At 69.8% G+C, this 23,168-nt stretch carries 23 protein-coding genes; 6 read left to right on the top strand and 17 right to left on the bottom strand.

Annotated elements, in window-relative coordinates:
• Positions 1-106: 106 nt before the first annotated feature.
• The 6 genes from SMD20_RS48045 to SMD20_RS48020 all read right to left on the bottom strand — a co-directional run bounded on the left by SMD20_RS48045 (position 107) and on the right by SMD20_RS48020 (position 5,196).
• Positions 107-637, bottom strand: a complete 531-nt coding sequence (locus SMD20_RS48045; protein WP_329594648.1) for a hypothetical protein — start codon at positions 635-637, stop codon at positions 107-109.
• 178 nt (positions 638-815) lie between these two features.
• Positions 816-977 carry a hypothetical protein gene (locus tag SMD20_RS48040; RefSeq protein WP_329594646.1) on the bottom strand — a complete coding sequence of 54 codons (162 nt, stop codon included), beginning with the start codon at positions 975-977 and terminating at the stop codon, positions 816-818.
• A 168-nt stretch (positions 978-1,145) separates the two neighbouring features.
• Positions 1,146-1,562, bottom strand: a complete 417-nt coding sequence (locus SMD20_RS48035; protein WP_329594644.1) for a hypothetical protein — start codon at positions 1,560-1,562, stop codon at positions 1,146-1,148.
• Between the two features lie 331 nt (positions 1,563-1,893).
• Positions 1,894-3,519 (bottom strand): hypothetical protein, encoded by a 1,626-nt coding sequence (locus SMD20_RS48030; protein WP_329594642.1) that lies wholly within the window; start codon positions 3,517-3,519, stop codon positions 1,894-1,896.
• A gap of 119 nt (positions 3,520-3,638) precedes the next feature.
• Entirely contained in the window at positions 3,639-4,760 is a 1,122-nt protein-coding gene (locus SMD20_RS48025; protein ID WP_329594640.1) for a tyrosine-type recombinase/integrase, read from the bottom strand.
• Positions 4,761-4,971: 211 nt separating this feature from the next.
• Complete coding sequence (locus SMD20_RS48020; protein WP_329594638.1) at positions 4,972-5,196, bottom strand: hypothetical protein; 225 nt, start codon at positions 5,194-5,196, stop codon at positions 4,972-4,974.
• Between the two features lie 639 nt (positions 5,197-5,835).
• On the opposite strand from SMD20_RS48020, the gene SMD20_RS48015 reads away from it, so the two are divergent.
• Both SMD20_RS48015 and SMD20_RS48010 read left to right on the top strand, forming a co-directional pair.
• A complete protein-coding gene (locus tag SMD20_RS48015; protein ID WP_329594636.1) occupies positions 5,836-6,981 on the top strand; it encodes a hypothetical protein in 1,146 nt (381 codons plus the stop codon).
• Positions 6,982-7,638: 657 nt separating this feature from the next.
• On the top strand, positions 7,639-9,267 hold the full coding sequence (locus SMD20_RS48010; RefSeq protein ID WP_329594634.1) for a Gfo/Idh/MocA family protein: 1,629 nt from the start codon (positions 7,639-7,641) through the stop codon (positions 9,265-9,267).
• Between the two features lie 436 nt (positions 9,268-9,703).
• On the opposite strand, the gene SMD20_RS48005 is transcribed toward SMD20_RS48010, so the two are convergent.
• Positions 9,704-10,324: a dihydrofolate reductase family protein gene (locus SMD20_RS48005; protein ID WP_329594633.1), complete on the bottom strand. Its 621-nt coding sequence runs from the start codon at positions 10,322-10,324 to the stop codon at positions 9,704-9,706.
• A 146-nt stretch (positions 10,325-10,470) separates the two neighbouring features.
• On the opposite strand from SMD20_RS48005, the gene SMD20_RS48000 reads away from it, so the two are divergent.
• The gene (locus SMD20_RS48000) at positions 10,471-11,418 is read left to right on the top strand and encodes a restriction endonuclease (RefSeq protein WP_329594631.1); all 948 of its coding nucleotides are present in this window, start codon (positions 10,471-10,473) and stop codon (positions 11,416-11,418) included.
• Here SMD20_RS48000 and SMD20_RS47995 read toward each other — a convergent pair.
• The 5 genes from SMD20_RS47995 to SMD20_RS48600 all read right to left on the bottom strand — a co-directional run bounded on the left by SMD20_RS47995 (position 11,323) and on the right by SMD20_RS48600 (position 14,391).
• Entirely contained in the window at positions 11,323-11,952 is a 630-nt protein-coding gene (locus SMD20_RS47995; RefSeq protein WP_329594629.1) for a tyrosine-type recombinase/integrase, read from the bottom strand. The genes SMD20_RS48000 and SMD20_RS47995 overlap by 96 nt on opposite strands.
• 33 nt (positions 11,953-11,985) lie before the next feature.
• Positions 11,986-12,306: a site-specific integrase gene (locus SMD20_RS47990; protein WP_329594627.1), complete on the bottom strand. Its 321-nt coding sequence runs from the start codon at positions 12,304-12,306 to the stop codon at positions 11,986-11,988.
• Positions 12,307-12,345: 39 nt separating this feature from the next.
• On the bottom strand, positions 12,346-12,501 hold the full coding sequence (locus tag SMD20_RS47985; protein ID WP_329594625.1) for a hypothetical protein: 156 nt from the start codon (positions 12,499-12,501) through the stop codon (positions 12,346-12,348).
• Between the two features lie 241 nt (positions 12,502-12,742).
• The gene (locus SMD20_RS47980) at positions 12,743-13,654 is read right to left on the bottom strand and encodes an Ig domain-containing protein (RefSeq protein ID WP_329594623.1); all 912 of its coding nucleotides are present in this window, start codon (positions 13,652-13,654) and stop codon (positions 12,743-12,745) included.
• A 458-nt stretch (positions 13,655-14,112) separates the two neighbouring features.
• On the bottom strand, positions 14,113-14,391 hold the full coding sequence (locus SMD20_RS48600) for a relaxase/mobilization nuclease domain-containing protein (protein ID WP_442942663.1): 279 nt from the start codon (positions 14,389-14,391) through the stop codon (positions 14,113-14,115).
• Between the two features lie 592 nt (positions 14,392-14,983).
• Here SMD20_RS48600 and SMD20_RS47970 point away from each other — a divergent pair.
• On the top strand, positions 14,984-15,301 hold the full coding sequence (locus SMD20_RS47970) for a hypothetical protein (protein WP_329594618.1): 318 nt from the start codon (positions 14,984-14,986) through the stop codon (positions 15,299-15,301).
• Between the two features lie 199 nt (positions 15,302-15,500).
• Here the strand turns inward: SMD20_RS47970 and SMD20_RS47965 are convergent, their stop codons facing one another.
• The 5 genes from SMD20_RS47965 to SMD20_RS47945 all read right to left on the bottom strand — a co-directional run bounded on the left by SMD20_RS47965 (position 15,501) and on the right by SMD20_RS47945 (position 21,024).
• Positions 15,501-17,627 carry a peptidase domain-containing ABC transporter gene (locus SMD20_RS47965; RefSeq protein ID WP_329594616.1) on the bottom strand — a complete coding sequence of 709 codons (2,127 nt, stop codon included), beginning with the start codon at positions 17,625-17,627 and terminating at the stop codon, positions 15,501-15,503.
• Positions 17,628-17,933: 306 nt separating this feature from the next.
• On the bottom strand, positions 17,934-18,902 hold the full coding sequence (locus tag SMD20_RS47960; RefSeq protein WP_329594614.1) for a hypothetical protein: 969 nt from the start codon (positions 18,900-18,902) through the stop codon (positions 17,934-17,936).
• Complete coding sequence (locus tag SMD20_RS47955) at positions 18,899-19,882, bottom strand: MvdC/MvdD family ATP grasp protein (RefSeq protein WP_329594612.1); 984 nt, start codon at positions 19,880-19,882, stop codon at positions 18,899-18,901. The genes SMD20_RS47960 and SMD20_RS47955 overlap by 4 nt, the downstream gene beginning before the upstream one ends.
• A 64-nt stretch (positions 19,883-19,946) precedes the next feature.
• Entirely contained in the window at positions 19,947-20,114 is a 168-nt protein-coding gene (locus SMD20_RS47950; RefSeq protein WP_329594610.1) for a hypothetical protein, read from the bottom strand.
• Between the two features lie 289 nt (positions 20,115-20,403).
• The gene (locus SMD20_RS47945) at positions 20,404-21,024 is read right to left on the bottom strand and encodes a hypothetical protein (RefSeq protein ID WP_329594608.1); all 621 of its coding nucleotides are present in this window, start codon (positions 21,022-21,024) and stop codon (positions 20,404-20,406) included.
• A 432-nt stretch (positions 21,025-21,456) separates the two neighbouring features.
• On the opposite strand from SMD20_RS47945, the gene SMD20_RS47940 reads away from it, so the two are divergent.
• Positions 21,457-22,224, top strand: coding sequence for a hypothetical protein (locus SMD20_RS47940; RefSeq protein ID WP_329594791.1), 768 nt, complete (start codon positions 21,457-21,459; stop codon positions 22,222-22,224).
• Complete coding sequence (locus tag SMD20_RS47935; RefSeq protein ID WP_329594778.1) at positions 22,131-23,060, top strand: DUF5996 family protein; 930 nt, start codon at positions 22,131-22,133, stop codon at positions 23,058-23,060. Before SMD20_RS47940 ends, SMD20_RS47935 begins: the two co-directional genes overlap by 94 nt.
• Positions 23,061-23,168 lie beyond the last annotated feature (108 nt).

The raw sequence follows: 23,168 nt of genomic DNA, 5'->3' as shown, positions 1-23,168 counted from the left end.
AGACGCTACGGCCCGGCCCCGCCGTCCGCTCCCCCGCCCCCGGACTCCGGAGCCCGACCGCGTGACGAGGGCACCCGTGACACCTCCCAACGCTCGCGCCGTGGCGTCAGCGGTGCCGGGGCCGCCGGCCGGACAGGCGCAGCGCGGTGGGCACGAGCACGTCGATCCGCTCGCCCGGCTGCTCGCCGATCATGCTCCAGACCCAGCGGGTCGCTCGGCCATGCCGCCTGCGGTCGGCACGTCGGTCTCGGCTCGTATGGCCGTATCGATTCCCAGCGCGGCCAGCTGGCTGGCGCGCCGCTCCAAGAGCTCGTCCAGGTCTGCGACCAGCGGCGGCCAGGTGGTGGTGTCGGGGTGAATGGCCTGGAGCGGGAGCTGGCCGCTCAGCACGCTGAGCCGGGCGCGGAAGTGGTGCGGGCCGATGACAGCCAGCCAGCCAGCCCGCGCACAGCCGCAGCGGGTGCGCGGTGTCCGGCTGGTCCAGATGGCAGCCCATCCGGCGGCCGCCGGTGATCTGCTCGGCCTCGGCCTGGCTCCAGGCGCCGTCCCGGGTGTCGCCCCGGCCGGCCTCGATCAGCCGCCGCATGTCCTGGTCGGTGTAGGCGGTCAGATCGGCGTCGCGCCGCCACGGGCACACCCGCTCCCCCGCGCACGGCCTCGAGCGGAACTCCAGCGTGCCCCGCCCTCGACAGCGGGCACGGTGTCGTCGCGTGCGGGGGCCGGGCCGGGGCGGGGCGAGGCTGAGCCGTTCGCCGCGAGATGCGTCGGCTGGTTGCCTTGCGGGGCGTTAGGCGGCGGCGGTACGGGCCGGATCGTCACGAGGTCCGGTCCTCTCCCTGAGCGAGGAACGCGCAACGCAGCGCGTAGTTGGCGGCGTAGTCGCTGCCGTGCGCGGACTCCTCGATGCGCAGCACCTGTTCCAGCATGGCGGGCTGCCGTCCGGATGCGGCGCGCAACCGCTTGACCAGGGCGAGCATCTGCCCGGCCTCGTCGATGACCAGCCGGGCACCATGCCGCAGAGGCCCGCCGTCCGCTCCTGTCGTTGCGCCCGCTGCGGGGCGGCGGCTTCCAGCACGGCCAAGAAGGCGTCCCGGACGTCGGCGCTCTGCCGCGGGGTGGCCGTGCGACGCGAGATGACCATGGGCTCAGCTGTTCCCTTTACTTGTGGTGCCGAGGCGGTGCTCAGCACCATGTTCAACACCGTGGCCGCCGCCGGGCACGGTCGTCGCCGGCCAGGCGTCGGCCTGCTCCATCTGCTCCACGGTCAGGCCGCGGCCGGGATGGGTGGCCGGCAGCAGCGTGGCCAACCCCGCCCGCTCGTCGACCAGGCGCTGCTCGGCCCAGACGCTGTCCAGGCGGCCGAACTCGTCGTCGATCCACAACAGCGGCCTGCCGGCGGCGTAGGCCGCGATGGCGGCACGTCTGGTGGAGACGCCGCCGCGAACGCCCCGGAACGGGCCCGCGGTGACGTCGATGACCGGCAGGCCCGGGCAGGTGCAGCCGGGAAGCGATCCAGGTCGCGGCCCGCGCGCCCCAGCTGGTGGCCCAGGCCGGGTGCACACCGTCGGCGTGCAGGCGGCGCAGCCAACGGCCGTGCGCGGGATGGAGCCACACTTCAAGGTCGACCGGGTCGCCGTCGGCGTCCGGGCCGGTGTAGCGGTGCCTGCCGTACCCCAGGGCGGCCAGGTCGAGACCGAGCGCGCGGGCGTGCCCGGCATCGGGGTTGAGCATGCCGTCGACGTCCAGGGCCAGCACCGGGCTCTGCCTCCGGCCGGGCCACGGTGTGCGCCCGTCGGGCGGCCCCGCGGACGCAGTCGCATGGTTATCCGCGTGGCGCTGATGCGCCGGCGGGCACGTCCCAGGGTGGCATGGACGCCTCCTCCTTCATGGTGGTCAGTCTTCCGCGCTGCTCGGCGACGACTTCGGCTGGACCTGCAGGACCTGATCGTCAAGGCAGGTGAAGTAAGCGCTGCGCCGGCCATCGCCGGGCGCATCAGCTGCTTCGAGCTCAGCACGGTTGGTCAGGCGAACACGCTGCCCGTAGACGATCACGTCGACGGGCGGGAAGCTGTGCCCGGCGCAGCTCTGCTCCCATCTCATGTCGATGGTCAGCGCGCACTCGCTGTTGTCGTCGATCATCTGCAGAAGATGGGCCCGCCCCTGCTCGGTGACCTGCGCGGAGATCGTCGCTCGGGTCAGGACGGCCTTGCCTCCGGCGTGCAGGTCGCGCAGCGCGCTCAGCATCGCCATCTCGGCGGGCGCCACCGCGGCGGGGGTGGGGAAGTGAACACCGGTCAGCTCGCGCAGGTCGTCCAGGACGATGACCAGCCGGGCGGCCTCCAGGACCGAGGCCGAAAGCGGCTCACGCGCGTGGCCCCGGGCGACAGGCTTGTCCCCCATCTGCACCTCGATCACCTCGTTCGCCTCGGCGGCCACGAGCACTTCGGCCACCGGCGCTGATGGCCAGTGCCCCGCCAGGCCGGACAGGTTCACCTCCATGCCGCCGCTCATCGAGACGCCCTCTCGCGGATGGTCGAGGTGGAGACGCACCTGAACCACGCCGTGCAAGTCGGTCCCCTGGACCGACGTACCCGCGCGCCCGGCGGTACGGGTGGTCAACGACAGCTCCAACGCCGCGGCGGCTTGGCCGTCGGGGGTGAGCACCAGCAGGCGGCAGGGCACGGGCGCGGTGTCCTGGTGCGGCGTCATGACGTGGACGTGGTCGCCGTCGCCGAACGGTTCGAGCTTCTCGACCAAGCGATCGGCGTCGAAGACGTGCAGTGCCTCGACGAACCTGCCCTCGATGACCGTCTTGCCGCCGTAGGCCAGCACCTGCTCCAGATCGCGCCGGGCCCGGAGCCCATCGGGGTCACCGGGATCGACCTGCAGCCGCGGGATGATCGAGACCTGCCCCGTACCGGGATTCGGGGTCATCGTGATCCGCCGGCGGTCGCCGTGGGCGGCAAAGCCGATGCGGTAGAAGGGGGAGATCTCCTGAGCGCGGCTGTGGAGCGTGACGAGCCGGGCGTCCAGGTCGGCAACCCGCGCGAGGGCGGCCTGCTCCAGATGCATCTCCTGGCTGCGGGCCAGCAGGCCGTAATCGCTGCCCTCCACGTAGCGGCGCAGATCGTCGTGCTGGGCGAACTGCTCGTCGAGCCAGTCGATGCCCCGCCAGGTCAGCAGGATGGTCGGGTACTGCGTCTGGAGCCCGTCGAACCATGCCTTCTCGGGCGGGGTGTGCTCCAGCGGCAGGATGAGGTGCCAGGCGATCGGCTGGTGCTTCGCGGCGGTGGCCAGCGACTTCTCGATCTGCCGTCTGCGAGGGGAGGTGAGGCGGGTGCTGAACGACTTGACCTCGAAGATGACCGGTCCAAGATCGGTCTGTAGCCAGGCGTCGACGCCGCCGTCGCCGCCGCTGCCGTCCATGCCCTGCGCGGTGGGGTGCAGCCGCCGGATGAGAATCTTCATGGCGCGTTCGAACCGCGCCGGATCTTCCGCGACCGACTTCCACTGGATCACGTGTCCTCCCCCGGACCGGCTCCGATCATCGACAGCGCTGAGGCTACGCCCTGGCGTCCGCTTGCGTCCGCCTCTGCTGAAGCTGACTGAGCGGTCCCCGTCCGGGTCCCGCGCGCGGCCTACGGTGCGAAGCGCTGATCGTCCGGCAGGTGGTTCAGGGGACGGATGGCAGGGGTGCGCAACCGCTCGATGTCGTCGCGCAGTTCTTCGGCAGGGCGTAGGTCGTAGGCCATGGTCGTCTCCGGTCGTGCGTGGCCGGCCAGTTTGGCGGCCTTGATCGCGTCCACGACCGGTAGCACGTTGCTGATGAAGGTGCGGCGCATGTCGTGTGGCCGTACGCGGCGGGTGCCCGCCTGGGTGCTTCTCTTGGTCAGGATGTCGGCGATGCCCTGGGGCTGCATGTGCCGGGGCCTGCCGTTCTTCATCCGCGGGGCGCCGTTGCGTTCCAGGCGGGGAAACAGCGCTCCTGGGCCGTCGCCCCGGATGGCGAGCCAGCGTTCCAGCAGACCGGTGGTGAACGAGGAGAGCGGCAGATGCCGTTCCTTGTTGCCCTTGCCGACAACGCGCAGCATGCCGGTGGTCAAGGCGCCGTAGTCGTCCATCGCCAGGTTCGCGGCTTCGGCGCGGCGCAGGCCACAGCTGTCCAGCACGGCGATGAGTGCGGCGTCACGCGCGCCGGCCGGGGTTTCGTCGGCCAGGCAGGCGGCCAGGAGCGCGCCGATCACTTGGTCGGGGATGTAGCGGCCGGCGGGGTGGCGCTCGCCCTTGACGTCCTTGACGCTGCGGGCTCGCTGGTATTCCTCCCCGGTGATGCCGCCCAGCAGCCAGGCTTCCTCGAGCACGCGGCGCAGGGCGCTGAGATGTTTGTTGACGTAGGCATCCGACCAGCCCTGCCGGAGGATTTGGGCCCGCAGGTGCACGGTGTGCTCGTAGCGCAGCAGCCACCATGGCTGGCCGCGCCCGCTGACGCTCGCATCGTCGAGCGGGCGGCCGAGGATGAGCCGGGCGATGCGGTCAAGACATCCGCCCATGGTGCGTCGCGACTCGTCGCTGTCCAGGCTGGCCAGGTAAGTGTCGTACGGGTCCTTCATCGCCGCGGCGGTAGCGATGCGGTCCTGATCTCCCGGGGCTGCCGCAGTCGGCAATGACAACGCCGCGAGCGCCAGAAGTCCTGCCTCCAGGTTCGATGCTGTCCGCGGTGCACCCCCGAGTCCGGTCAGTTCACCGGTGGGCGCCGTCACCGGGCCCTCCGGAAGGACATCGACGGCGACCCGGACGCGTTTCCCTGGATGCACTTCAGCGAATCCGCATACCTCGCGAAGCCAGAGGCGTGAGCTGGCGCAACCGCTCCGCGCAGTGGTGAAGGATGCCTTGGCACGAGCGACCGGGGGGCCGAGGCGATCGTGGCACCATGCCTGATCCAGCACCGGGCCCCGGAGAGGTTCGATGCATTCACCGGGACGTGCTCCCTCCCCGGGGCGCACCATCGCCCAGCACAGGTGCGACCAAATCGAGAGCGGCCATGGTGAAGACTGCGGCGATGTCCTCTGGAGAGGCTCCCGCACGCACGCGCATGGCGATCTCAATGCCCGCCTTGTGCAACACGCGGCCGATCGTCACCTCCTCCACGCCGGGGAGCACGATGCGTAGCTTGTCGGCGAGGTCCTGGCCGGCCACGCGAGATCCCTCCAGGCCGCCGGCTCCGGAAGCTCGGATGGCCTGCAACACCCCAGCGAATTGGGCGCGCTCGGTCTCGGACAGGTCAGCGGACTGCACCGTGGCGGGGATGGTTCGAATTGTCCTGGCTTCCCCGGAATGTTCTCGGAGCCTCGACCGTCGGGCAAGACGACCACGCGTCGTACGGTTCGGGTCCGCGCCGTGAGAGGGCCCGCTGCGCATTGCCACGAAACTGTCACTGGCAGGTTGTCGCAGAGATGTCAGCGCGCTGCTCACCGCCCTGACTGACAAGATCATCTCCTGCGGCCTCGCATCCCGGTCCACGCCTTGATCGTAGCGGCTTTACCTGTGGGAGTCCGCATTCCCGTGGGTAAGATTCGCGATCATTTTGATTCGTGATGATCACGAACGTTTCAATTTCGTTTGCGATCATCACTTTCTGATACGGTCATCCGCATGGCAACCGGACATCAAGATCCTTCCGCTACGGCCGGTCCTCCCAACGACCCGTGGGTCCCCACGCCTGCGGATGATGACGCACGCGAAACGGACGGACAGGACCACCCGGCCGCTACCGCTGCGGCCCAGGAGCCGGCGCGGTGCGCCGGGCCGTCCTGCGGCAACACGCTGCCGCCGGCCGTGACCAGCGCCGGCCGGCAGCGCGCCTACTGCTCCGACGCCTGCCGCGCCCGCGCCTACCGCGAGCGCCGGGCCCGGCACGAGGGCGCGATGAGCGAGGCCGTCCGCCGCACCGCCGCGCTGGACGAGCGGATCGCCCCCCAGCTCGAGCAGCACGCCGCGGCGACGATCCGCCTGGCCGAGGCGCTGGAGGAGCGCACCCGGCAGCAGCGGCGCCTTGCCGACGTCTCCGCTGAGCGCATCGGGGAAGCCGAACGCGCCGCCGACGAGGCCGCCGCCGCCAGCCGCGATGACCAGGAGATCGCCCGCCGCGCGCTCGCCGACGCCACGGCCGCCAGGCAAGCCGCGGCCGAGGCACGCAAAGCCCGCGAGCAGGCAGAACAGGCCGCCCGCCAGGCCGACCGGGACAAGAAGCGGGCCGAGCAGGACGCCGACAGGGCGCGCGCCTCCGAGCTGCTGGCGGTGACCGAGGCCGGCAACCTCAAGGAGGAACGAGCTCTGCTGCGCGGCCGGCTGGAGCAGGCCGCGCAGGCGCGCCAGCTCGCCGAGACCGCCCAGCAGGTCGCCGAGATCGCCCGCGCGGACGCGGAGGAACGGGCTGAGCAGGCCCGCCATACCCTCGCCGAACACCAGGCCAAGCTGGCCGAGCGCGAACGCGAGCTCGACGAGCTGCGCACCGCCCTGACCCGCGCCACCCGCGACGCCGACCGGCTGCGCCAGGACCTGGACCGCGAACGCGCTCGTGTCGAAGCGGCCGAGCAGCGCGCCGAGCAGGAACGCCAGGCCGCCACTGACGCCCGGGCCGAGACCACCGCGGTGCGCGAGGAGGCCGACCGGCTACGGGAGCAGCTTCGCGAAGAAGGCGGCCGGGCCGCCGCCGCGGCGATCGAGGCGGCCGTGGCCGCCGCCCGGCTGGAGGCCGCCCAGGCCGCCGCCGGGCTGGTACTGCCCGAGCCGGTCGACCTCAGCGGCGACCTCGGCGACGGGGTGTGGGGCGTGACGCTGCCCGAGGCCGGCATCGAGGCCGTCGCCCAGCACCCGGACGGCACCGTGGTGCTGCACCACCAGAACACCCGGATTCAGCTCGGCGCCCACGGACAGGCGCTGGCCGCCGCGCTGCTGGCCGTCTCCCCCGAACGCCCCTGATCGCCCCTGATCACCCTGGCCCAACCGCCGCTCCCCCCGATCGCCTGGCCGCCGCCCCATCCTCGTGAAACGGAAGGGCATCCCCCGGTGAGCACCGACAACCGACCCGACCCATCCGACGTCGGCAGCCCACCGGAAAGGCCACTGCAGCCAGCCGGTGCACGGCGACTGGCCGAACGTGGCGTCCTCGCCGACGCGCACGCTCGCAATACAAGGTCCTCATCACCGTGGTGCACGGCGAACCCGACTGCGATGAGGACACGCGGCTCATCTGCGAGATCCTGCCAACGCCGGCCGAGCAGGCCGGTCCCCCGGCTTTCCGCCAAGGCGGCGGCCGCGTTCGAGGCCGAGGTCCGGGCCCTCGCGCGGCCGTGGTGGCGGATCGTGCCGTCGCTGTACGCGCGATGGCCTCGTGGCCAGCGGCCAATCCAGCAGCAGCAACCGACAAGCGGTCACAATGAAGCAGATCCGACACCCCCTTGGGAGAAGGTCCATGAGCGACCCAGCAGCGTCAACTGCGAAAGCTCCCGCCGGCGCCGATGGACGGCCAGCGGGTCCGCCGGCGAAAGACCGTGCGGGACCTGCCCAGCTCAACCCCCGCACACGAATTTTGACGCCCTACAGGGTCACGCCGGCGGCCGGCGAAGGGGCGTGCGAATGCCTGACCGGGTCTTCAACATCGGCGTGGTCGGCGCCGGTCTCGTCGCTCAGACCGCGCACCTGACAGCGGTGCGCAAATCCAGGGCCGCTGAGCTGTACGCGATCTGTGACGTGGCCGGCGACCTGCTCCGACGAGTCGCGAACATCCACCGACCGGCCAGAACCTTCGCCGACTACGACGCGATGCTGGACGACGAGAACGTGGACGCGGTCATCGTCGCCGTGGCGGACGAGTTCCACGCACCGCTCTCGGTCAAGGCATTGGAGGCCGGGAAACACGTGCTCGTGGAGAAGCCGATGGCGACGACCGTGGAAGACGCGCAAGCCACGGCCGAGGCGGCTCGCCGCAATGACCGGGTCATCCTGGTCGGCCACGAGAAGCGCTACGACCCCGGCGTCGCGTTCGCCCGGGATTTCATCCGCGACGAGATCGGCCAGCTGATCGCGTTGAAGCATTGGTACGCCGACTCCACCTACCGCTACAGCGTGACCGACACCCTGCAGCCGATCATCGAGTCGAGCACTGCCGCCCTGCGCCCGCCGGGAGATCCGAAGGGCGACCGGCAGCGCTACTACGTCCTGGCGCACGGCTCGCACCTGTTCGATACGGCGCGGTACCTGGGCGGCCCGATCGAGGCCGTGCGCGCCAGGCTCTCCACGAAGGCCGGAACTCACTGCTGGTTCATCGAGGCCGCCTTCGCCGACGGGTGCCTCGGCCATCTCGACCTCACGGTCGCGGTGCGGATGGACTGGTGGGAGGGCTTCCAGGTCTATGGGAGCGAGGGCAGCGTGCTCGGAAAGGTCTTCCACCCGTGGTACCTGCGCGCCGCCGAGGTCCATGCCTTCTCCGCCCGGCAGGCATGGTCGCCCTGGCCCGGTCGGTGGACCGCGGCGACTGGGTCGCACTCGCCGACGTCACAGGAGGCCAGTGAGATGGAACCGGCTTCGCGGCTCGGATCCGCTCACCGGGAACCCGCGGCCGCTCTACGGGCCGGTCGGCGGGGCGACGACGAGCTCGGTGTCCGGGTCGTGGTCAATGTGCGGAGGGCCGGCGACGATCATGGTGGCTCGGGTCCACGGCTGCTCTCGCAACAGGAACGGCAGCTCCTCCAGCATCCAGTTCGCCACGTGCTCCATGTGCTCGGGGGAGTCGCCGTCGCGGAGGAGCAACAAGCGCTTCTGCTCGTCAAGATCGCCCTGCATCCACACCGAGGCGTCCAGCCACGGGGCGAGCTCCTCGCGGATGATGCCGGTACCCTCGACCCAGACGAACTCGACATCGGCGGGGACGGTGATCGATCCGGGCCGGCCGTGCTCGACCCAGGCGTCCGGGCGGAAGTCCACCGCCTGACCCTGGTGCAGGGGCCGCAGGACGTTCTCGGCGAGCACGGCGCCCCAGTCGAAGTAGGCGTGGTTCCAGGCGATGTCGTCGGTGTGCACGATGGCCGAGTCGGTCACCTTGCGCAGTCGCTCGGCCAGGGTCGTCTTGCCCGCGCCGCCCCGGCCGTCGATCGCGATCACCCGCGGACGTCCGGAGACCCCGGGGGACGCGCCGCGGAGCCGCCGGACCGCGTCGAGCAGGGTCACCGTCCGCCAGCCGACGGCCTTGGTCTCGCCTGGATGTAGATGCACCAGCAACCTCCGGAGGAGAGGACATGCACCCGGCCGCCCGGCCAGGCCGCCAATCGCGCAACCGTTGTGCTTGACGTGAATGCCGGGAAACCATTCCCCGCCGGCCCGCCGACGCGCGTCCACGTGGAGTCTGTCCAGACATTATCTGCGGCCGCATCGGCGCGCTGTGGTCGTCCTGTCGGTCCTCATCGTGGCCGACACGGCATTCTGGACGTGCATCCCCCTGATCGCCGCGCAATTCGTCGAGGGTGTCGCCGGGAGCGCCGAGGCGGGACGTCTGGTGTTTCTGGCCTACTCTTTTCTAGCCCTCGGAGTGTTGAACGAGGTCGTCGCGTTGGCCAGCGGCCGGATGGCGGCTCCCGACGTCGGCGGGCAGGCGGCGCAAGCGTGGCCGGCTCGGCCGGGCCGACCCACGGGGACGCCGGTCGGTCTACTTCGGCCGCGCCGGGTGGAACTCCGGTTGTCCGGCCGGCCGGTACACGTGCACGCCGACGCCCCTTGCGTCGGTGTAGGAGCTGATGACCTCGAGCGCGGCGACGGGCCCATCGTCCGGGAACAGCCGCATGCCCTGTCCGAGCAGCACGGGAACGACCAGCAGCATCAGTTCGTCGACGAGGCCGGCGGCGAGCAGCGAGCGGATCAGGGTTGCGCTCCCGTGTACCTGGATCTCGCCCGATGACGATTCCTTCAGTTCCCTGATCGCCGCGGTCGCATCCCCGGACAGCAGCGTGACGGGTCCCCACGACGGCTTCTCGATGCTGTTGGATGCGACGTACTTCTGCGCCCCGTTGAGCGCGACCCCGATGGGGTGCGCCTGCATCTCCGGCCGGGTGCCCCAGGTCTCGGCGAACATCTCGTACGTGCGCCGCCCGAACAGGAACGCATCCGCCCGCTGATAGGTCTTGGTGATCATCTCGCCGGTGTCATCGGCGAATGCCCCGAGCGCCCAGCCGTCCCGCGTGAACCCGCTGGCCAGTTCCTCGGGAGTCGCGTGACCGTTGCCCTGCATCACACCGTCCACGGTGATCTGCGTCATCGTCGTCAGCCTCATGTGTGCATCGTGGCCGCACCAGGCGCTCCGTGCCAACCATGTGTGCCGAAACGGCAACAACTCGCTCACGCCACTACCTCGACGTCGGATCACGCCTGGTTCGCTTCGAGCCCCGGCTTGTCGGTCGAGGCGGCTACCGTAATCGGGTGCCCGCACGCTCCAACGACTTTCAGGCCGTCGTCTACTTCGTCAAGGCGCACCTGGATCCGAACGTCACCGTCACCGAATCCGCCAGCCTGCCTGATCGCACGAGCGGGAAGATGCGCGAGGTCGATGTCCTGCTCACCGCTCACGTGGCCGGTCACCGGGTCCAGATCGGCGTGGAGTGCCGCGACCGCGGCAGGAAGGCCGACGTGCCGTGGGTGGAGGAGATGCGCGCCAAGCACGCCGATCTGCCCACCGACCGGCTGGTGCTGGTCTCCGCCTCGGGATTCACTAGGACCGCGCTCATCAAAGCCCAGCACTACAACATCGAGACCGTCACCCCGGAGCGACCTATCGCCCAGGACGGGCCCCTGGCCCTGGCCCGGCTGAAGCATCCGCTGGCGGACCTGCACAACATCGTGCGCCGGGACCTGGTCGCCATTCACGGACAGGTCGAGCTCGACGACGGGCAGCTGCACGAAAGCGAGCCGACTCTCGACCATGTGCTCTTCACCGCCGACGGCACCGAGATCGGGCACATCGCCGATTTGATCGTAAGCACACGCGACCGTCTCGATCCGCGAGCCGCGATCGCGGCGATGTACGAGCAGGTGCGCACTGAGCAGCAGGTCGTCTGGTCAAGCCCGGCCGATGTCTTCCTGCGGCTACGGCTCAGGACAGGTGGGCGGGAACCAGGCCCTGCTGATCTTCACCGAGGCCGACGACGGCGCCCGTCTGACCGTCCGCCTCACCGACGCCTCCGGCACGGTCACCGATCTGGTAGCCGATCGGGCCGAACAGGAGCTGCTACCGCACCGTCCATCGTGAAGACCTCGTCGAGGACCCGCCTCCGGTCAGGTGGCGCGGTCGCGGCGGCGGCGCGCGGCGCGGATTTCGGCGTCGGCGACCTTGTCGTCGAGCAGCGCGTACAGCTGCGTCGTTTCGGTTGAGGCGTGGCCGAGGCGGCGGCGCACGGCCTCGATGGACACCCCGGCGTTGACGAGCTCGGTGGCGTGGGCGTGGCGTAGCTGGTGGATGTCGATCTCGACGCGTGCGGCGGCGCAGCAGCTCTGCCAGCGGTGGTGGGCGGCGTCGTACGACAGTGGCCCGCCGCAGCCGTTGATCGAGGCGCGGAACAGCGGCCCGGCGGAGTAGCCGGCGCGGGCCAGGTAGAGCTTGAGCAGGGCGACGTAGCCGCGGTCGTCGAGCGGGACGGTGCGGACGCTGCCGCTCTTGCCGTGGATGCGGACGTGTTCGTCGTCCAGGCGCAGGTCGAGGTCCTCAACGTACAGGCCGCAGACCTCGGAGGCGCGGGCGCCGCACACGTACGCCGTCTCGAACAGCACCCGATCCCGCAGCCGGTCCAGCGACAAGTCCTTGCGCGGCCGCCGCGAGCAGATCACCGCCAGCACCTTGGCGACGTCGGCGGCCACGGCCGGGCGCGGCAGGCTCTTGGGCACCATGACGGTGTCGATGCGGTCCATCAGGTTGACGGCCAGGAGGTCGTGCCGGACGGCCTACTTGGTGAAGGAGGCGACGGCGGCGCGCTTGCGCTTGCGGCTGGCCGGGGACAGGTCGGCGAGCTCGGCCAGGAACGCCCGGACCGGCGCGGCAGTCAGCTCACTTAGTTCTTCGCCGTGGTGGGCAGCGAACGCGACCAGGTCACCGCGGTAGGCGCGCCGGGTGTGCGCCGACTTCCCGGCGTTGCCCAGGTCGGTGAGGAAGTCGTCGAGATGCCGGGCGAGCGGGTGGGCGCGGCCGAGCTGCTCGGCGATGACCGGATCCCATGGCGCCGAGGCTCTGGCTCTGCTGAATGTCCTTGGAACCGAGAGCGTCAATACGAGCAGGCGACTCTCGCCGATCTCACCCTGAGTCAGTCACTGCGCTCTGGAGGCGAAGCCGGGTGGCGTCTTCGGCACGATCGCCGCGCGGAGTGTGCGCGGCGACCAGGCCGCCGCGGCCGCCGTCGCCGTCGAGGAGCTGACCGGCAGTACGGTGACCGGATGGGACCCGGACGAGTCCAGCCGCTCCATCAACGGCACATCGTCGTGCTACCCCGTGCACCAGGTTGACCGCCCGGCCGTCGTCCTGCCCGAGCCGCGCCAGACCCGCGGCGAGGGCGCCGCTCGGGACGGCAGATGTGTTCAAAGCGTGTGTGACGGGGTTGCTCCTCTCCTACCCGCACCGGGCGGGATCGGAGAGGAGGATCGACCCGGGACCGCAGACAATACGCGCCGTCGCCTTTCCGACAGGGATTCCGTTGGGGGCAGAAGATCAGCATCTGGGGCAGACGGCCTCGCGCCGGACGCGCCAGGTGAAGGTGGTGCTTGCCTGGCCACCGCCGACGGCCGTGACCGTGACGTTGTAGCTTCCTATCGAGGGCGTGCCGGTGATCAAGCCAGTCGTCGTGTCGATGGTCAGCCCGGGCGGCAGATCGGTCGCCGACCAGGTGTAGGACCCGCTCCCGCCGGTGGCCTGCATCTGCAGCATCACGCTGTCCGGGAGGCGCGTGCTCTGGGTGCCCGGGTTGACGACCGTCATCGCCGGCGGGGGCGTGGGGATATCCGGCGGCGGGCAGTCGAGCCATACCGGATCAGACCCCGTCGATGCGGTGATGAACTCCGGAGACCCCGACAGGTATTGGACCGTGGCGGTCGCCCGGCCCGAGTAATAGCCGGACTCGCACAACTCGCCCGGGGTGGGGGCGCCGAGGCCGAACAGGGGGACCAGGGTGGTGTACTGCCAAACATCGGTGCGGCCGCTCACGGTTACGCCGGGGCCGGCGACCAGTCCGTGGTAGAGCAACTCCACGGTGAGGTCAATGCGTCGCACTGGACCGTCGCACTGGACCGTCGCGCTGTAGTTGACGGTCTTGGCGTCGGTCTTGCTCGGTGGGCTGCCCGGCGAGACCCACCAGCAGAGGTGGCCGTCGGGAAGGTCGGCGGATGCCGGGGTGGCGTCGATGCGGCGCGCTGGACCGTCGCACTGGACCGCCGCACTGTCGTTGACGGTCTTGTTGTCGGTCTTACTCGGTGGGCTGCCCGGCGCGACGTACCAGCAGTTGTTGCCGTCGGGAACGGCTGCGGATGCCGGGGTGGCCAGGCCCAGGGATGCGATGGAGAAGGCAGCTGCGACCAGGGCCAGGAGGATGCGGGATAAATTGCGATAGCACAGATTTACACGCATCGCCGGATGGTCTCACGGGACATCGGCGTCGACAATGGGTGAGCCCGGGACCGGGAGGTGGGCCGGGGTGTGCACTCGAAGACAACCTGCTCACGCACGACCGCGGCAGGGTGGGAAATCCCCGGCGGGACCGGCCTACTGGCATTTCCGAGTCGCGACGTACGCGTTCTCGGCCCCGGGAGTACTGCGGGCCGCCGGACCGTCCTTCGTGTGCATACTGCCGCCCTTCGAAAAAGCAGGGTGAAGTCGAACGGCCGACGTACGAGGCGTTCGGACCTACGCTGCACCCGCAGGTCGAGGCACCGCCGCCCGAAGACTTCACCGGGAACGGACATTGAGCGACACGGAATGTCAGTGGAGAACGACAACGGATGACAGCCGGCGCGACACCGATGTCAGCAAGATCTCTGACTCTTCGTGGCTGCGGGTCCGACGCGGGACCTTGAGCGCTGACTGGTTCAGGTTCGGGATGAGCACGTGAGGAGTAGGCCGAGTTCGGCTTCGATCCGGTCGCAGGTGTCTCGCATCCGGTACCAGTAGCCGTGCATCTCGGGGATTCGTCCGTCCTGCCGAACGAGGGTGGTCACCAGGTGCACGTGGTCGCGGGCGTGCCGGAGAGCGATCCATCGGCAGGCGTCGAGGTCTCCGTACGGGGCGATGCCGGCGGCGTCGATGAGCTGAGTGGCGATCTGCGCCCAGGTGGTGTCGGTGAGAGGCCGGTCGTGGCGAGCGGTCAGGGCGGTGCAGTGCCAGACGCACCGGATGAGCGGCCGGGCGTAGCCCTCGGCGGGGCGGTTGAGGTGCGCGGCCAGGTCGTCGAGGGTCGCGTCGGTATGTGCCGGGTCGGGCTCGAACGGGTCCCAGGAGGCGATCAGGTGCGGGTCGCTTTGCTGCCGCGTGCCTGACGGGCATGCTCAGCGCAAGCCCGCTCGAACTGCCGATCGAGCAACCGCAAACCGGGCATCTCCCGGGTGACCTACCTGCGTCCTGCTCTGCGACGATCCTGCTCTGGATCAACCGCAACTCCAGACCCGAGACGGATCTCGCTCAGCGCCTCGATGACCGCCCGCATCCTGCTGCGCGATCGATCACGATACGGCACGGTGACGGCATGGCGCATACCCGCGCGAACGTCACGGGGGTCGGCCTTACCAACAGGCTGTGGCGGGGGCTGCTGAGTCTCTTCCGCCGGCAGGATCCGGTCGAGCTACTCGTCGTCGCCGTGCGCGGCGACTTCATGCTCCCGTGTTCCCAACACTCGCATGACTCCGGCGGCTTCTCTCGGTGTGCCTGCCTCCGATCCCCGAAGCCGCAGGAGGGAAGCCCAACGTGCACCATCGCGCCAGCATCCCCATTGGTTTTACCTTCCCGAACTGGAGCGGCATGGACTGGAACGAACGTTTGCGCGACCGGCTGGAAGACCCTGCCAACCTCACGCCGTACCACCTGGCCATCGCCATGGAGGGGCACCCGCTGACGCATGGGCGGCAGGTCTATGCCCTGGCTGATGTTCTGGGCGTGGAGCGCGGCGATCTGATGGTTGATTTGCGCAAGCAACACGCCGATGAGCATCAGGTCCACAGCGCGCTGGCCGAGCTTGTGGCCACTGTGGAAAGCGTGTGCCTTCCACCTGCAGCTGCGGGGTGAGGCAGGGATCCTGCGCATGAGCGATCGCTTCGTCCGGGCTGGAAGGGTGTAGCACGCTCCATCGGTCGAGCAGCTGGTCGACGCCCCAATCTCCCTTCGACGGGGTGGGCCGGTTGCCGCGCAGTACTGGTCACAGGAGGCCAGTGAGATGGAACCGGCTTCGCGGCTCGGATCCGCTCACCGGGAACCCGCGGCCGCTCTACGGGCCGGCCGGCGGGGCGACGACGAGCTCGGCATATTTGCCCGTTACGGAGATGAGTTCGTCATGCGTCCCCCGCTGCACGATCTGGCCCTTGTCGAGCACCAGGATCAGGTCGGCGTCGCGGACCGTGCTCAATCGGTGGGCGATGACGATTCTGGTCTGCGGCAGCCAGGCCAGGTTGGCCTCGATGAGGCTTTCGGTCTTGCTGTCGAGGTTGCTGGTGGCTTCGTCGAGCAGCAGCACTTTCGGCCGGGACAGCAGGGCGCGGGCCAGGGCGAGGCGGTGGCGCTGGCCGCCGGACAGGCCGCCGCCCTCGGTCAGCATGGTCTCGTAGTTCATCGGCATCGCCATGATCTCCTCGTGCAGCGCGGCTAGCTCGGCCGCCGCGACGACGCGTTCGATCGCCGCGTCGGGGGCGTTGAGTGCGATGTTGTCCCGGATCGTTCCGTTGAACAGCGACGGGTCCTGGGTGACGACGCCGAACTGGCGGCGCAGCGAACGCAGGTTCAGCTCGCCGGCGGGAACGCCGTCGTAGCGGATCTCGCCCTCAACGGGCGTGTGCAGGGCCAGCAGAAGCCGGGCCAGGGTGCTCTTGCCCGATCCCGAGGCGCCCACCAGGGCCACCTTCTGGCCGGGGCGGATCGACACCGTGACGTTCCGGACCGTCCACTGTCCGCGCGGGTCGTGGCGGAAGCCGACGTCACGCAGTTCGATGGCGCCGCGCAGACGCAGCACTTCGATGCCCTGGCTGGGTTCCGGTGTGTTGATGAGGATGTCGGAGAGCCGGTCGAAGTGGGCGCCGGCGAGCTGGAGGCTCTGCAGGCTCGTCATCAGCGAGCCGAGAGGGGTGAGCGTGGCCAAGGCGATGGCGTTGAGCGCGACCAGAGCGCCGACGGAGATCTCGCCGTCGAGCACTCGCCAGGCGCCGATCCAGAGCAGGCCGAGCGGGGTGATCACGTGGATCGCCGCGAGGAAGGAGTCGATGAAACCGTGGGTGAGGCCGACCTTCCGGTCGGCTTCGAGCTGTTCGGCGAAGTGCTCCGACCACTGTTTCATGGCGCGGGGCTCGGCTCCGGACGCCTTCAGCGTCTCGATGCCGCTGAGCGTCTGGATGAGGGTGCCCTGCGACTTCGACATCGCGGCCAGTTCCTGCTGGTTGAGCTGGTTGACCCGGCGGGAGGTGACCAGCAGGAGCAGCGACTGGACCACTACCACGCCGGTCAGGGCCGCCCCGAAGACCGGGTCGCGGATGTACACGATCACCAGGTAGCCGATGGCGAGCGGGCCGTCGAGGATGGCGGTGACGATCTGCCCGGTCAGCAGTTCCCGCAGCATCGTCACGCTGGAGGCACGGGTGACCAGGTCGCCGGTGCCGCGCTGGGTGAAGTAGGTGAAGGGGAGTGCCACCAGGTGCCCGACGACACCCTCGCTGAGCTCCTGGTCGGCGCTGGTCCGTACGGTCACCATCAGAGCGGCCCGCAGGTATCCCAGCACGAACTGGGCCGCGCCCGCGATCAGCACCGCGATCCCCAGCAGCGGCAGCAGATCGATGGCGCGATGCGGCAGGAGGGTGTCGAGCAGGATCTCGGAGAAGAGCGGCAGCGCCAGGCCGAGGAGTTGCAGCAGCAGCGACGCCGCGATGACCTGCGCGAGCAGGCCGCGCCGCCGCTGCAGCAGGGTGCGCAGGAATTCCCGCCGCCACGCGCTTGCCATCGATGAGGAGCCACGCCGGAACCCGGCGCCCGGCTCGAAGGCGAGCAGCACCCCGGAGAACCCGGCTGCGAACTCCTGTGGGGTGAGCCGGCGGCGGCCAGAACCCGGGTCGATGATGTCGACCCGGTCGACGGCCCAGCGTTCGACCACCACGAAGTGGTGGTTGTCCCAGTGGACGATCGCCGGAAGCGGCACCCGGGCCAGGTCTTCCGGGGCGAGCTGGAAGGCCTGTGCCGTCAACCCGTACTCCCGCGCGCCCGTCACGAGCGCGCGGGCGCTGAGGCCGTCGCGGCCGACACCGAGCTGCTGCGACAGTTCGGTGAGGGTCGTGCGGTGGCCGTGGTGGTGCAGCACCATCGCCAGGCACGCCGACCCGCATTCGGTCTGCGTGTTCTGCAGCACGACTCTCATGCGTCTCACCGGGCACCGGCGATCAGTGCGACGACCGTGAGGCCCGCGGAGGCGAGGAACGCCACCACGAGCCATAGCAGCACAAACGCATGCGGCTTCACGGCCGTACCGGATGGCAGCAGCCTTGGCGCGCCGCCCGGCCATGCCCTCGGCACGCGGTGGCCGAGGCGAGGTCGCCGAAGCGAATGATCATGCCGTCAACCTTTTCGATCTCGAAGGTGATGCGTGTTCAAGCCCAGCCGTGATCGTCGTACGACGCGGGTGCGCCGAGGTTGTCCTCGTGACCCGGTGGGATGCGGAAGGGTCTCAGAGCCAGTGCCACCTGATGTCTGCCGCGGCCCGCCGTTCGGCCATGAACGCGGCGAAGCCGGCCCGCCCGGCGGCGGCCAGCGTCGCCGGGTCGTCGGGATCGGCCGGGCGGCGTTCCCGGATCTCGCCGACCAGGTGGTGGCGGCCGTAGGGCACCGGGCCAACGGTCTTGCCTGCGGCGGCCCGCCGGAGCGGTTCGGGAAGTTCGCGCGCCGCCCGGACCGCTGAGGTCACCTCGACGCCGCCGGCGGGCTGGGCATGAGGCAGGCCGGCGCTCAGTTCGTGTTCCGGGCCGGTCGCCCACACCGCCCAGACCTGGTCGAACTCGCCGGGATGCCGGTCCAGATAGTCGCGTGCGGTCTCCCGTTCCACGCGTGCGCGCACCCGCTGCCGGAGCGCCAGGCCCGTGATGTGGTTGTCGTAGGCCTCCAGCGTGAGCCCCACGTTCTCCAGCCAGCGCATCATCTCATCGCGGCTGAGCAGGCCACGTCGGATCCGGTAGCCGTCGGAGGCGTCCTGGATCTCCTCCTGGGTCGGCTTCTCGGTCTCCTGGCCGATCAGCTCCTCCAGCAGGCAGTGGTCGATCAGCTCCTCCTGGATCGAGGGATCGCCCTCGGCCCGGGCGCGCAGCGTCAGCAGGGCGTTCTGGACCAGCACCTCATGGTCGCCGATGGTGAGCACCCGCCCGGAGGCGAAGTGGGTGGAGTGGTCGACCGTCCACGGCACGCCGTCACCGGTCGGCGCGGTCAGCGCCACATCCCCGCCGTCGGGATGGGCCAGCACCAAGTCGTAGTCGACGATCGGGCTGCCAGGGCGGACGTCGGTGACGAGCTGGACCTTGGTCTGCGGGCGGTCGGCGCACCAGGCGGCGACCGCGCGACGGGCGGCAGGGACCCCGTCACGGGTCCGCGGCAGGCCGCGCAGCAGCTCGACGGCTTCGGCCAGGGTGTCGGCGAAAGTGTTCACAGTGATTCCACGGGGTTGGCGGCGACCAACCAGTCGGCGATCGCATCGGAAATGGGCAGGCCGGTGGAGGCCTCGATCCAGCCCCACTGGCCCGAGGGGTTGATCTCCAGGTAGACGTACTCGCCCTCGGGGGTCAGGATCAGGTCGATGCAGCCGTAAGGCAGGCCGAGCGCGGTGGTCAATGCCAGGCAGCGTTTCTCGACGTCGGCCGGAAGCTGATGGATCCCGTATTTCGAGAACGTCCGCTCGTAGTGGCGGTAGTCGTACTTCGTGGCCCGTGAGCCCTGCGAGTGGATCTCGGCCGCGAACACCTGCTCGCCGACGACGGTGATCCGCAGTTCGATCGACTTCTCCACGTACGGCTGCAGGATGGCCGGCGAGAGGTCCAGGCGGCTCCGGTCGGTGAGATGCCGCCGGGTGACCGGGGTCGAGTAGAACACGTGGTCCGCGCCTTCTACCTGGAATTCGACGAACTCCACCTCTTTGGCGATCAATTGGCCGCCGGCCTTCTCCCAGAACGGGATGAGCTCTTGGGCGTCGTTCGTGATGAGCGTCTCGGGGGTGGTGAACCCGAGCTTGGCCGCCGCGGCGAGGTTGAGCAGCTTGTTCTGGAGGCGCAGCAGGTCCCAGCTCCGGCCGGGGAACCAGCGCGCCTCGAGGGTGTCCTCCCAGCCGTAAAGGAAGATCCCTGCGAGCTTCTCCACGTATTTCCGGTGGCTCGGGTTGGAGACCGCGGCGGGTGCGCACGAATTGGACGGCCGCCGGTTCCACACGGCAGTGAAGGCCGTGGTGTCGTATTCGCGCCCGCCGGCCCGCAGCAGGTGCCGCCAGCCGCCGCCATCGCTCAGCCGGGAGACGAAACGACTTTCCGCTGGGAAGTCACCCGAATCCCACCACAGGAACTCGGCGCCACGGGCAGTGAGCTTCGGAGCGACCAGGTCCACTGACCTGTCGTCGCGGGCGCTCAGAATCAGAATCAACGTCAATCCCCTAGGCATGGACCGGGCGTGGCTGGGAGAACCCCGGCCACGCCGTGAGGAACCCTCAGCGCGGGACCTTGTAGTCGATCGGGTCGGACTTGCCGCCGCCGAGCGCGGAGAGGATCCACAGGCAGATCTCGCCGTGGCTCTCGCGCGGCAGGCCTCCGATGACGCCGTCGAGCGCGTCGTCCGGCAGCGCGGACATATCGAGGTCTTCGATGCGAGCAGACACGTCACATCTCCTTTCGATCGTGGAAAACGGGTGGCAGCACTCTCCTGCCGGAGTGTCCCGGGCGCCCAGGGAGCACGGCCACGCCTACGGTCCTGGATCGGCCCGGCCTGATCAGGGACCGCTGCCCCGGTCGGGCGAGGACATCGCGGGCTCGGCGCAGGGAGAGGGGAATCGGGGCCTGCTACCTTCCCGCCAGCGCTCGCCCGGCCCACGATCTACGGTCATTCACGGCGGTCAGGTGTTGTCGACCTGCGCTCACGGATCCGATCTTCTCTGCGCCAATGTGAGGTCAGAGCGGCCGGTAGGTCTTGTACCGCCCCTCAAGCGAGGCCTTGGCCGCATCGGCTACGTCCTCTCGCGGGGAGGATGCGCATGCGGTGAGGAAGACCTTGACGCGTGGGCCGTTCCAGCCCGCTGCTGCGGCCGCAGGCCAGAAGCGAAGTCCGTTGTAGGGGGTGCGCTCGGCCAGGAAGTTCAGGATGCGGTCGATGGCGGGCTCGTCAAGAATGAGGCGGAGCATTGCGACCGCCCGCAGGGCACCGTCGGCGAGCATGTCGTTACCCGTGCTCAGACACCAGTCAAGCGGCGCCGGATCGTTGTGGTGGTCTCGCCCGAGTCGGACGATTCCGTCGCCAAGGGCGACATAGACCATCGTGGCGTCCAGCGGCTTGAGCGCGAGTTCTCTGAGCAGCGGAAGAGCGGGCTGGTGGCCGCACGTCGCCAGCGCCATGATCATCTGGTATTGCGTTTCCCAGGACTGCGGATCGCGGATCTCTCGCCGCAGCGCGTCGAGCAGCGCAGGGCCAGCTACGGGGTCGGCCAGGGCACGCAGCCTCTTTGCGGCGGCGCGGCGCCGCGGCGATCGAGCGTCGGCGAGTTGAGTGATCGCCTCCGGCAGGCCAAGCGCCACTGCTCCCCCTCATGCGACTTGGGCAAACATGAATTTATCGCACCAGCCGCCGCCGGAGATGCTTCTCTGCACTCCCCGGTTGGCGGTGGCGTGATGGCCGCTGAGGTGATGCGAACTCGCCCCGTGGGGTGCAGCCGAGGTCTGTGCCGGTGGGCTCGACGAGGCCGGCTCCGAGGGGGCGGCGGCTGGACAGGGCGGTCCCGCTGCCTCGGTAAGAGACCGGTGGCCGGCCGGAGGAGCGGTGACGCTGGCCGCCGCATCCGTCTTCGCCGCTGTGACCGCCACCTGGATCGACGTGGCGACCGGGCCAGTGACCCGGCCGGAGCTGCTCGATCGGGAGGTCTGGGCCTCGACGGTCCCGGGCGCCCCCCTGGCGATCGCCGGAGGAGTGCTGGCGGTACGGCGGCCGCACCATGTGAGTACGGCAAAGCCATGCGCCTGGCCGCCCCGCACCACCCGAGCCCGAGCCACCCGACCCGGCCACCTGCCAAGCAGACGGCACAGATCCCTGACGCCGTCGTCAGCCACTACGCCCGACTGCTGGACGACTCCGGCATCATGCCGCTGATCGACGCCGAACTCGGCCCGAGGCCCGGCCCTCCCGGATTGCCCATCGCCGCGGTGCTGACCTGCCTGCTGCTGTCCATCAACCACACCGGCAAGGCCACTCTCGTCGAGGCCTGGCGGATCGCCACGTTCTGCCCGACCGCCGCCGCACGCCACCGGCTCGGCCTGCCCGAAGTCGACCCCGCAGATGTCCACCAGGTGCTCGCCTCCTCCCGCCGCTTCTACCGGGCCTTCGACCGGCTGACCACCGTGCTGGATCCAGCCCGCCACGACCGGCGCGCCCGCCCCAGCACCAGGCCGACACGCTGGCCACCGCCTGGGAAGATGACGACCCAGCACACGCGCGAAAGCGGGAACTGCTGCAAGACCTCGTCACCGCGCTGGTGCTCACCCCAGTGCGCTGGGCCAAAGGCCGGGGCTACCTCCGCCATTTCCGCGGCAATGTCGGCATCGACACCACCGCCACCCCGGTCTTCGCCCGCCCACCTCGAGCTCGTGACTACGGTACGCGATACTGTGATCACGGAAAGGGGGTCGTCATGGACATATTTCCACCGCTGCCGCTGGAAGAGTGGTCTGACACGAAAGAGACCATGCACCGGTTCGCGCAGATCGTCGGCAAAGTACGGCTGACGGCAAGCGACAGGCGCAACCACTGGTGGAACGTTCCGTTCCATCTGACCGGCCGCGGGCTGACCACCCGGCCGATGGGCGGACTGGGCGAGATGCCGCTGTTCTGCATCGACTTCGACCTGGTGCGCCACCGACTGGTCGTCGATGTCCTGGACGGGCGCAGCGCCGAGTTCGGGCTGGCGGAGCAGTCGGTGGCGAGCTTTCACGCGAATCTGTTCGCCGTACTGGAGGGTTTCGGCATAAGGCCGGAGATCCGGGCGGTGCCGTTCGACCTGGGCGATCAAATTCCGTTCGCCGAGGACACCGCACACGCCGCATACGATCCCGCGTTGATCAACCGCTACTGGCGGATACTGTCGCAGGTGGCCCGGCTGCTCGATCGCCACGCCGCCGGCTTCGCCGGCAAGATCAGCCCGGTGCACCATTTCTGGCACACCTTCGACATCGCGGTCACCCGATTCACCGGCCGTGTCGTGGGCGCTTCGCCGCAGGTCGATCCGGTGAGCAGAGAGGCGTACAGCTGGGAGGTGATCAGCGCCGGGTTCTGGTTCGGCGACGCCGAACGCCCCTGGCCCGCCTTCTACTCCTACACCGCCCCCGAACCACCCGGCCTGGAACAAGAGCCGTTGCGCCCCGAGCGGGCGGAGTGGCTCCCGGCGCGCGGGAGCCACCTGGCGATCCTGCGCTACGACGACGCCCGGGCCGCTGCCGATCCTGTCGGCACAGTGCTCGACTTCCTGCGCAGTGCGTACGAAGCGGGAGCGAGGCTCACTCACCTCGACGCGCAGAAGCTGGCCTGCCCCGGCGGTGTCACCGACCCCTGGTACGAACACTGACACCCGCCCCCGCCTCTGCCGCAGGCCCCCGGAGCCATCCGGAGACATCCGGCGCGCCATGTTGAAGGCCGCGCTCGCGGGTGGTCGCCTTCGACCGCCGGGCGACGC

This window comes from Nonomuraea sp. LP-02 (assembly GCF_036289125.1).
GTDB classification, from domain to species: domain Bacteria; phylum Actinomycetota; class Actinomycetes; order Streptosporangiales; family Streptosporangiaceae; genus Nonomuraea; species Nonomuraea bangladeshensis.
Note: the sequence above shows the minus strand (reverse complement) of the source record. Positions and strands in the feature narration are given on the sequence as shown.